We start from the raw sequence: 10,155 nt of genomic DNA on the forward strand, positions 1-10,155 counted from the left end.
GAGCCGGTGAATATGCACGAGATGAGGACGGCGACGGTTTTCATGAGATTCATGTGAATACAATGGAGGGGTTCTGGTCGCTGTTGCGTTCCTGGTTGCGTCCTCATCGGGGTATATCACAAGAGAAGTTACCGCTGTATTTGGGTTTCTTCGAGTGCCTGCACAATATCAAGAAGCGCGGGAAAGCAGCTCTAACCGGTCTTCTGGGAGTGTTGTTTGGATAACTCCCCGGAATCCATTAAGAGCCATTATTAATTGGTTGGATGAGTTGTTGGATTAATTCTGAAACAGGAAGGGAGCCTGTCGGGATTTAATTTTTAATAATGTGATTTCATGTTTAAAAAGTTAAACGGCCGTGATCACAACAGGCTTATTCTCAACAAGAAATGACCTTGTACCACAGCTGCTACTCTTCAATTAACTGAGTAAAGGCGGCAATGGCATCCGGATCACCATGCTTGATCTTGTTAGCGATAATATGGTGAAAGAAGTACCTGAAGTCTTCGTGTTCCTGAGCCGGGAACAGGCACTCATCCCTTGGCAGAATCGGGGTGGTTTCTACTTTTTTCTCATCAGCCAGCATCGCATGAATACGACCATCATTGTATAAACGCCAGCTGGTGACATGGATCAGCATAATGGTGTGGAAATTGTCTTCTGTCATGATGGCGTGGGTGCCAATGTTGTCGCCAATTTCCTGCAGAATAAGGTTGGGGTCGTCTTCTTTGGCATCAAAGTAGCTGGCAGCGGTTTCCAGCTCGGTGATTTTGTATTCGGGTGGTTCAAAAAAAGCGTGATCATGGAAGCTGTCATAGTAACCTTCCCAATGACCATTCAGAGGATCGTTCAAATCCTGGGCAGGCACCAGTTTGTTCAGCCAGGGCACCATGGCATCTACGGTGCCGTCTTTTTTCAGCGCCCAGCAGAGTATTTTCATGCTGAAGAGTTTGCCGGGATTGGCGTCATTGCTGTATAGCATTTCCAGACCATCCAGCTCTGGAGCCAGCCTTATGATCTTTTCACTTTCTTTTTCATCAACGGGTTTGCGGGTGAAAAGATCAATGACATTCCCTTCGTCATCCGGTTTCTTATCCATTGAATCTCCGGTGGTGCAGGGCGTGAACGTGTGAATGAAGAATCGCCCTTAAGGCTGTCTATCGGCACCGGAGTCTGGAAATTAATCTGCAGGCTTTTGCCCGGGTTGCATCTGACATTCAGTGAGTACTTTTTGCCAGCTGCGGGTGTGACGCATGACGGCCTTGTCCAGTTGGTTCCAGACAGACCAGCTTGAATCCGAATCGGTAATGGCTAACAGGTAATCTGTCATGGCCTTGTCGGGCGGAGGAGGGAGGGATTCCAGCAAAGGTAAAATAACAGCTCGCCAATCCCTGCCTTCGGAAATGACTTTGGCCAAATAAGGCTGAATGCTGTCGACATAGAAAAGTTGGAAGACATTATTCAGTCGTTCAATTTTCACCGAGCGACGACCGTGGGGGCAAATATTGTGACTGTTCTCCAGCATCACCGAAACCCGGTTAAGGGTATTGGTGATAGCTGTGGCCGCCGCCAGTAACTGACCACTGTAGTGAGAGGCGGTTAACTGTTGGAGATGGCTTTCAAGCGTTTGTTGATCATAAGGGGGCGAAAAACGATCATCTTTGAGATAGGCATTGAGGTACTTTAATGCTTCCAGAGTCCCCTGCCGACCGTTGTCTCCCTGCAGTGGCAGCAAGTCCTGAAAACCGCTGAACTGACCAGGTAGCTCAGTGTTGGAGAGCAGCATATTCCACTTTGCTGCTGGTAAGGCTTTTTCTTTTTGCTGAAGAATGGCCTGTAGCTTTTCTCTCAGCTCGGGCTTTTTATCCTGTTGCTGCAAATAGCCGGAGCAGTCTTTGAGTTGAACAATCAGTTGCTTCTCATAATGAAGCAACTGGGAAGGCTGCATCTGTTTACCAAGGCTGTTGTTACGGTGGGCGATCAGTTGGGTGAGTTTTGGACATTCAAGCAGGTTCAGGGCTTCTAAAGCCTTCAAGCGAATATCCGGGAGTGGGTATTGTCTTTTTCTCAGCGATGGAAGTTCAGGAAAGCTGACCGTGGCAGAAGGCAGCGGTTGTTCGGTAACAGTACTGATTCTTTCTTCATACTCTTCAAGCTGATATTCAGGTGTGGAGCGGTAGCCGCACCCCGTCAGCATCAACAGGCACAGAAATGGAAGCCATCGGACAGTTGCTTTCACAGTCATCAGTGTCGAGTGGTCAGTTTGTGAGCATTATAGGTTTTATTCTAGCCCCATACCGATCGCACTGAGCTTGTCGAAGTGCATTACCAGTATCCTTCGACAAGCTCAGGATGAACGGGGTATGTATGAGCGCTAAACCTTATACCGTTCGCACTGAGCCTCATTCCGTTCGCACTGAGCCTGTCGAAGTGCATTACTTGGAGTCCTAAAGATCCGCATAAGCACAGAGTTGTCAATCTCCAGGGCGGACTATAGTATCACTGCATCACAGGATTCAATCAAACGGCCATCGATGAAAATTGTTGCTGACGAAAATATTCCACTATTGCACGAGTGTTTTGGTTCATTGGGCGAAGTAGTGGCTTTGCAGGGGCGAGAGATTACTGCAGGCGATATTGCAGATGCAGACGCTTTGCTGGTCCGTTCGGTGACAAAGGTCAATGAAGCCCTGTTGGCTCAAGCTTCTTCATTAAGGTTTGTGGGTTCCTGTACAGCGGGGGTTGATCATATTGATCAGCAGGCCCTGGCCCGTCGGGGCGTCAGTTTTGCCAATGCACCGGGTTGTAATGCCCGTTCTGTCGTGGAATATGTGCTGTGCGCCCTGGATATTCTGGCTGACCGGGATGGTTTTGTACTGGAAGCGCGTAAAGTGGGGATTGTCGGTCACGGCCAGGTGGGCAGTCGGCTCTATCAGGCATTGGCAAAGTTGGGGGTTGAGGTCATGGCCTATGACCCTCTTTGTGAGCGAACCCCAGGCATCAGGTTTGAAGAACTGGACACCCTGATCCAGACCTGTGATGTGATTGCTTTGCACACCCCATTGACCCGGGATGAGGATTTCTCAACCTACCATATGTTTGATTATGAGAAGCTCAGCCAGATTAAGCCGGGCTCCATTCTTATTAATGGTGGAAGAGGGCCAGTGATTGATAATCAGGCTCTTCTGAAGGTGCTGGAGGACGGTCTGGACATAAGCGTGGTGCTGGATGTCTGGGAACACGAGCCGGATGTTGATCTCGATTTGCTGGCTCGCGTCGATATAGGCACACCTCACATTGCCGGATACAGTCTGGATGGCAAAATCTCTGGCACTGAAATGGTTTATAAAGGCTTGTGTCAGACATTTGGTCTGCCAGCACGAGTGAGACTGGCGGCCATCACTCCCATGCCAGCCCTGAAAAGAATAGGATTTAATGACTCCGCCAGTGCCGCCCAGGCAGCGGGCATTGCCATGAAATCGGTCTACGATCTACGCCGTGATGATGCGCTAATGCGCAGACTTGCTTCCATGGATAAGGACGCTCGCTGCATTGAGTTTGATCGCATGAGGAAGAGTTACCGGGAACGTCGGGAGTTCAGCACTCTGACGGTTCAGGCAAGAAAATGTGAGGCACAAGTCCAGGAGCGCCTCAAGGCTCTGGGCTTTCACCTTCAAGAGTCATGAAAACTTTACGATAACCTTTCTGAGACAAATGCTCTGAGAAAGGTTCCATGATCAATAAGCTGGTGCTAAGCCGCTACATCAGGCCATTGGGATGGATAGCTATTGCTATCTGTGCGGTGACCTGGTGGATGGATCTGGCGGAAGTAGTGAAAACCTGCCCATTCTGCCGGACAGAAAGAACCGCTATTGGCCTGCTGGGTGTATTAATGGTCCTGCCTCATTACCGCTATATCAGCATCTTCTTCACCTGCCTGGTAGCCGCCGTTGGACTGGTGACAGCCTCCCAGCATCTGTTCCTGATGATCAAAACCTGGCACTTCTCCCTGAACACCCCTCTGGTGATAGCCGCCCTTTGTTTGATCAGTGGTGAGTTATTACTCTTGATTGAGCGTACCTGGATGCACCGGAAGAAAGGCTAAGGCTTCTAGCTCTGAACATGTTGATGTTTATTTTGAGCCTTGTTCTCTATCCGACTTATCAAGATCCTCTGCTGCTTGTGAAAGAATAGCCTCTACCTCTTCATTTCTGCAGGCGAAATATCGGTGAACATCAAGAGCGACTAGTGCAGTGGCACTTTCCCTGATCACCTCTATAATGATGTCTCGCTGTTCAGGGCTCACAGAATCGAGTAAGGATATATTATGAATGGCTGCAGCAATGGTTCCTTTTCTAACCTTTACCCCTTTAATTATTTTATAATCCTGTTTATCCGAAAGTATGTCTTCTGGACGAATCGGAATATTACTCATATCAGTCACCTTAAGTTAATTTAGACCTGATCTGACATTATTCGGTATATTGTCGTATATGATATCAGATCAGAAGAATGTTCAACGAACCAGATTAGATGTTATTATTCTCTGAGCTGTTGTTAACATAGGCTACCAGTCATTTTTCCGAAAGTGCCTTAGTCTTTCCCTGGAGTGTTCTGAATTGCTTCACTACCGTAGACGCTGACTCTGAAATCAACAAACTATCGACGGCTACACCAACGAACTGAAATCCCTGTTCAATTCGTTTTTTCATATCCTGCTCATTAAAGGCAACGGTACCTAGAGGTACATTACGCTTTTTAGCCGATACAATTACTTGTTCAATCAGCGCCTCTACTTTTGGATGGTTAACTTCGCCCAGTAAACCAATAGTACCGGATAAGTCATAGGGGCCAATCAAGATCATATCAACGCCCGACACTGAAAGAATGTCATCGATATTTTTCACTGCAGTTGCACTTTCAATCTGTAAAATACCAATCACTTCTTCATTGGCTACTCTGGTGTACTCAGAAACGCTCATTCCCCACTCCTGAGCAGCAACCATCGGTGCAAATCCACGTACACCTTCTGGAGGATAGCGTAGGGATGCAATAGCTTTTTCTGCTTCCTCCTTCGTATTGATAAATGGAAACATAATGCCCCTGGCACCAGCATCCAGAGCAGACTTGACCATCCAGTCCTGATTGGCGGGAATACGCACAATAGGCAAAACACCAGTTCCTCTTGTCGCACTGATCATCTTATGCATTTCAGTAACCCCAATTGGGCCATGTTCGGTATCGATCCATACCCAATCGAAGCCAATATTTTTTTGTGACAAGGTTGTAGTCAGGGAAGGGGAGGGCATCTGAATAACGGGTCCAATTGAAACTCTTCCCTGACTAAATAAAGAATGTCTGCCGTGATCAGAATTCATAGCAAATGTGTTTGTCAGAGAGAGCAAAAATGAAGAGACAAAAGCAAGTTTTAATACTGGCTTGTAAGAACTCATGATTGTAACCTGAGTAACCGTTTGAGAGATTTAAATTTAGGCGAACATGGAGGTGGTGATCACTCAGGAATCAAACGAATACGGAATAAAATTTACTAGTTTTATATAATCTCTGTTCTCTTTTTTATAATTATAGTGTCGTATATCTATGAGTTTGATAACTCTTATCCCAAAAAATATCTGGATTGGATAAGATGGCCATTTATGAAAAATGATTTATTACTCAAGTTTACTTAGATCTTATTGAAGATAAGAAAAACAGGGGCTGCTATTAAATAAAGGACGAATGGCATTCCTGGAAAATGTGTGGATGGACCGACAAAGAGAGCACCATCCATCCAATAGTTAAAAAAGTGGATAGGCTGCTTTACATACTCAAAGGCTCAGATTGAAACTTTTGATTCTGAAATGAGTCCAACCTCTTGCGCAATACCCTGGGATGAGCGGTATAGAGGGCCTGGACAGTCTGATATTTAATATTCAGATTTCAAAGAACCAAAGGATTGGGGCTATGTGGAGTGACGAGAGACCGGATTTAGCAGAGCACCTGAAGCTGCCTGATGCAATAACAGACTTCCAGTCATTATTAACCTCAATGCGTCAGAAATGTGGGGCTTACCTGGGCTATAAGGTTTCTGAAGTCATGCCGGGGTTGCCTCTTGTGGCAAAAGGGGAGCTTTTAACGTCCTGTCCTACTATTTTGGAGCGAAATGCCTTAGATGAAATAGATTTAACATCAGATCAAATCGAAGTGTATGAAGAAGCGCCACTCGCTGACCATGCAAGCGTTAATGATGCGATCGAGCATGCTATTTCAACTCGCAACAGCGAGGGGCTGAGAGGTCTTCTATGCAGTGGTAATGAAGAACGTATTCATTATAACTTTCCCCAGGGGATGTTGCCCTTTGTCACTCTTGCCATAGAAAAGGCAGACTTGCCCCTTCTCAAAATGCTGCTGTCACATACTTCGGACTCTATGCCGACGAAGCCAGAGTTGCAGCAGTTCATTGTTAATCAGTTATTACCCTTGGCGCTTGAGGCTTATCTCAGTGGACAGCAACAGGAGCAAACACATGTTCTTGAGTATTTACTGTCAGAAGAGCTGAGCGTGATCGTTGGCGTGTATTCGAGAACGTCTGAGTCAAACTCATGGATTAACCAAGCCGTTCTGAATCTGCTGAGCAGTCCTTTTGATCAGTCTGATCAGGTTAGAAGTCTTGTCTATGCAGCATTAGAAAAAGTGATGGCTCTGAAGCCGACTGTTCTAACTATAGCTTTGATGAATGAATTGAGTCTGGTGGTTGTCGAAGGTGGCAAGTATCGCCCTTACTCGGAACATGCTCGAAGAGATATTCGTGTATTACTGGATAAACATATCATTAGTGAGTGTGAAGCGTTGTCCTGGAGTCAGGTAAAAACTGCGATTGTTCAAAGTTTGAGAGAGGAAGTAAAAATGGACAGAAGCAGAGAACTTCAGGCTTTGAATCAAACACTGGATGCGTTAACAGGGTGCTGGGAAGCTTTGTCTATTGTCCCGAAACTGATAATAGAAAAATACGGAGATCTGAATCAGGGCCGTCTCATCAGACTTGTGCAGTCAGCACTGCGAGACGACAAACAAAACTACACACCCCTCGTCAGAGCTTTACTGCTGTGTGGAATGCTTCCAGTCAATATTCTAGAGGGCAATAAACTTAATTACTGCACAAGTGACGCCTTCTATTTTGTAAAAAAAGCGGATGAACTGTTCGGGGGGAGTGGGATGGCTTATCAATCGATGGTGAAACTGCTTCGGAATCCTCAATTGCTGAAAACTGAAGGCGCGAAACGATTGCCCAATGCCTTCAGAAAACAGCTGATGAAATTGTCTGAATTTCTAGTAGCGCCCCCTGTAGTTCTGGAGCTATGTACGGGACAAAAAACTCTGAGCCCAGATAAACCAAGGGCTGAAGGGTAGGAGCTGACGTCTATGTCGAGTAACCTGTATGGTCTCTAACCTCCGTACAGTTACCGTAGTCGTACATGGAAGACGTCAGCTCACTGGCCAAAGAGCTTAAGGCCCATCTCCCTTGGCATCAAGCCCGCATTATCTTTATCGCACAGTTTGTTCTCTCTCTGATCAGAGGTCGCTCTACCAATCTCTACAGGGTTGCAGAAGAATTCCAAAGTCAGTCCCACGCAGAATCCAGTTATCGACGTATCAAACGGTTTTTTGCAGGCTATACCTACTGTTATGAGCAGCTTGCCAAACTCATTCTTCACTGGCTGAATCTGAACACTTATAGCCTCTCTATGGACAGAACCAACTGGCAGTTTGGAAGCAAGCACATCAACTATCTGGTCGTGGCTATTGCTTGGCAGGGGGCTTCCATTCCCATAGTCTGGATCTGCCTGGACAAGAGCGGTGGCAACTCTAATGCCGATGAGCGGATCGCCATCATGGAAAGAGTCCTGAAGCTGATCCCGGCTGAAAAAATTGACGGGCTTCTGGCTGATCGAGAGTTCATCGGCCAAGAGTGGTTCAAGTGGCTGGATGAACAGAATATTACGTGCAGACTTCGTATTCGTGACAATATTCCAGTGCTTGGAAAGTGTGGCAAGGACATCAAGGCTGCGCAGCTATTCCGGGACGTTAAGCTCAATCAGACGGTAACCTGGCACAGCAAACGACGGGTATCGGGTGTTGACCTGTACATTGGAGCCACACGCACCCTGAAAGGTCTCCTCATTGTGGTGGCCACCAAAAAACCAGAAACGATGATTAAGGATTACTACAGGCGCTGGGCAATAGAGACCTTGTTTGGTTGCCTCAAAAGTCGTGGCTTTGACCTGGAATCCACGCATATGACTGACCTCAAGCGTATGGATAAACTGATGGGCATGCTGGCTCTCGCCTTTGCCTGGTGCTTGATCATTGGGCACTGGCAGTATGGTGAAGCCCGCGAGCTTCCCTTGAATAAACATGGGCGACCAGCAAAGAGTCTATTCAGGCTGGGTCTGGATAGTTTGAGGCGGGTTTTGAAAAACTCGTGCTCAAAAAATGACCAAGTTGACTTCCTGACTATGCTTCAAGTTTTGTCCCGTACATAGAAATAACATCTCAAATATCGAAGATAAAGCTATATTTTAGTCGCTTTTAATCTCAGCTCACATTTATTCTTATAAGTGCTTATACCTTCAAAGTATCGTGGACATCCGTAGAAATCTGAAGTTTAACGCCGCCAGCAGTGTGGAGATTCCTCTGGCTGGATTTGTTAGGTATGTGGTTGTAGCGAAATTAGGGAACCTGCGAATAAGTTCCTAATCATGAGATAATAATCTCAGCAGCTTGATCAGAGGTAGTCATGGACCAGCAACTCTCTTTTTCCGACAGTGAATTCAGCCAGAAGCGACGCAGAACTCGTAGGGAAATTTTCCTTGAAAGAATGGAGGCCCTGATTCCATGGAAACGCTTAGAGGCTGTCATCGAGCCCTATTACCCCAAGCGTGGCAACGGAAGACCTCCTTATCCTCTACCCTCTATGCTGCGAATTCACTGTCTCCAGCAATGGTATAACCTCAGTGATGAAGGTATGGAAGACGGATTGTATGAAATAGCTTCCATGAGATTGTTTGCCCGATTAACTCTGGACAAACCTATACCCGATCGCACAACGATCATGAACTTTCGCCATCTTTTGGAAAAACATCATCTGGGTCGAGCTATTTTTCAGGAGATCAATAGCTGGTTAACCGATGCGGGTATTATTCTCAGGGAAGGTACCTTGGTTGACGCCACTATTATTGAAGCGCCGACGTCTACCAAGAATACTGCCCGAAAAAGAGATCCGGATATGCATCAAACCAAGAAAGGCAACCAATGGCACTTTGGCATGAAAGCCCATATAGGTGTTGATGCAAGAACAGGTTTTACACACAGCTTGACGACCACCCCAGCTAACGAACATGACCTGAATCAGGCAGGGCAGCTGCTGCACGGGGATGAGCAATTTATCTTTGCAGATGCCGGCTATCGCGGGGCCGAGAATCGGAAAGAGTTGGAGTCCTGTGAAGCTGAGTGGTTCATAGCTGAAAAGCCCAGCATCTTGAAAGAGCTGAAGAAGCATCCCCGAAAAAATAAGGTGCCCATCAAACTGGAATTTACCAAGGCCAGTCTGAGAGCAGCAGTCGAACACCCCTTCAGAATCATTAAGTGTCAATTTGGATTTATAAAAGCCAGGTATCGAGGTTTGAAGAAGAATGACAATAAACTGTCTACTTTATTTGCCCTGGCGAATATTGTTCGACTGGATCAAATGATCCGGGCACAGGGTTAGTCCGCCCTGAAGTCACGAAAGTGGCTAAATATCATACAAATAAGGGGTTGAGACCTCTGATTTCAGTCCTACTTCGAACTCGATTCAAGAAGGGAAGTAAATTAGAGGTTATTCGCAGGTTCCCTAGGGAACCTGCGAATAAGTCCCTGATCATGAGATAATAATCTCAGCAGCTTGATCAGAGGTAGTCATGGACCAACAACTCTCTTTTTCCGACAGTGAATTCAGCCAGAAGCGACGCAGAACTCGTAGGGAAATTTTTCTTGAAAGAATGGAGGTTCTGATTCCATGGAAACGCTTAGAGGCCGTAATCGAGCCCTATTACCCTAAGCGTGGCAACGGAAGACCTCCTTATCCTCTACCCACTATGCTGCGAATTCACTGTCTCC

At 46.5% G+C, this 10,155-nt stretch carries 10 protein-coding genes and 1 pseudogene; 7 read left to right on the plus strand and 4 right to left on the minus strand.

Annotated features, from left to right (window positions below):
• Positions 1–224: pseudogene (locus tag WG89_RS31005) on the plus strand (IS1595 family transposase); the annotation flags it as partial.
• A 182-nt stretch (positions 225–406) separates the two neighbouring features.
• Here the strand turns inward: WG89_RS31005 and WG89_RS01125 are convergent.
• Both WG89_RS01125 and WG89_RS01130 read right to left on the minus strand, forming a co-directional pair.
• A complete protein-coding gene (locus WG89_RS01125; protein ID WP_062260324.1) occupies positions 407–1,096 on the minus strand; it encodes a hypothetical protein in 690 nt (229 codons plus the stop codon).
• Positions 1,097–1,177: 81 nt separating this feature from the next.
• Entirely contained in the window at positions 1,178–2,194 is a 1,017-nt protein-coding gene (locus tag WG89_RS01130) for a DUF3080 family protein (protein ID WP_172806669.1), read from the minus strand.
• A gap of 337 nt (positions 2,195–2,531) precedes the next feature.
• On the opposite strand from WG89_RS01130, the gene pdxB reads away from it, so the two are divergent.
• Positions 2,532–3,683: a 4-phosphoerythronate dehydrogenase PdxB gene (gene pdxB, locus WG89_RS01135; RefSeq protein WP_062260327.1), complete on the plus strand. Its 1,152-nt coding sequence runs from the start codon at positions 2,532–2,534 to the stop codon at positions 3,681–3,683.
• A gap of 47 nt (positions 3,684–3,730) precedes the next feature.
• A complete protein-coding gene (locus WG89_RS01140) occupies positions 3,731–4,102 on the plus strand; it encodes a hypothetical protein (protein WP_062260329.1) in 372 nt (123 codons plus the stop codon).
• Positions 4,103–4,129: 27 nt separating this feature from the next.
• Here the strand turns inward: WG89_RS01140 and WG89_RS01145 are convergent, their stop codons facing one another.
• Both WG89_RS01145 and WG89_RS01150 read right to left on the minus strand, forming a co-directional pair.
• Entirely contained in the window at positions 4,130–4,432 is a 303-nt protein-coding gene (locus WG89_RS01145) for a hypothetical protein (RefSeq protein ID WP_062260331.1), read from the minus strand.
• Positions 4,433–4,571: 139 nt separating this feature from the next.
• The gene (locus WG89_RS01150) at positions 4,572–5,450 is read right to left on the minus strand and encodes an HpcH/HpaI aldolase family protein (protein WP_062260333.1); all 879 of its coding nucleotides are present in this window, start codon (positions 5,448–5,450) and stop codon (positions 4,572–4,574) included.
• 511 nt (positions 5,451–5,961) lie between these two features.
• On the opposite strand from WG89_RS01150, the gene WG89_RS01155 reads away from it, so the two are divergent.
• The 4 genes from WG89_RS01155 to WG89_RS29110 form a co-directional block, all read left to right on the plus strand.
• The gene (locus tag WG89_RS01155) at positions 5,962–7,407 is read left to right on the plus strand and encodes a regulator of G-protein signaling domain-containing protein (RefSeq protein WP_153301352.1); all 1,446 of its coding nucleotides are present in this window, start codon (positions 5,962–5,964) and stop codon (positions 7,405–7,407) included.
• Positions 7,408–7,472: 65 nt separating this feature from the next.
• A complete protein-coding gene (locus WG89_RS01160; RefSeq protein ID WP_062260337.1) occupies positions 7,473–8,540 on the plus strand; it encodes an IS4 family transposase in 1,068 nt (355 codons plus the stop codon).
• A 254-nt stretch (positions 8,541–8,794) separates the two neighbouring features.
• Entirely contained in the window at positions 8,795–9,766 is a 972-nt protein-coding gene (locus WG89_RS01165) for an IS5 family transposase (protein WP_062260340.1), read from the plus strand.
• A 190-nt stretch (positions 9,767–9,956) separates the two neighbouring features.
• Positions 9,957–10,155: transposase (locus WG89_RS29110; RefSeq protein ID WP_479686486.1), on the plus strand; the 199-nt coding region annotated here is incomplete at its 3' end.

The sequence above is a fragment of the Endozoicomonas arenosclerae genome (assembly GCF_001562015.1).
Classification (GTDB): domain Bacteria; phylum Pseudomonadota; class Gammaproteobacteria; order Pseudomonadales; family Endozoicomonadaceae; genus Endozoicomonas_A; species Endozoicomonas_A arenosclerae.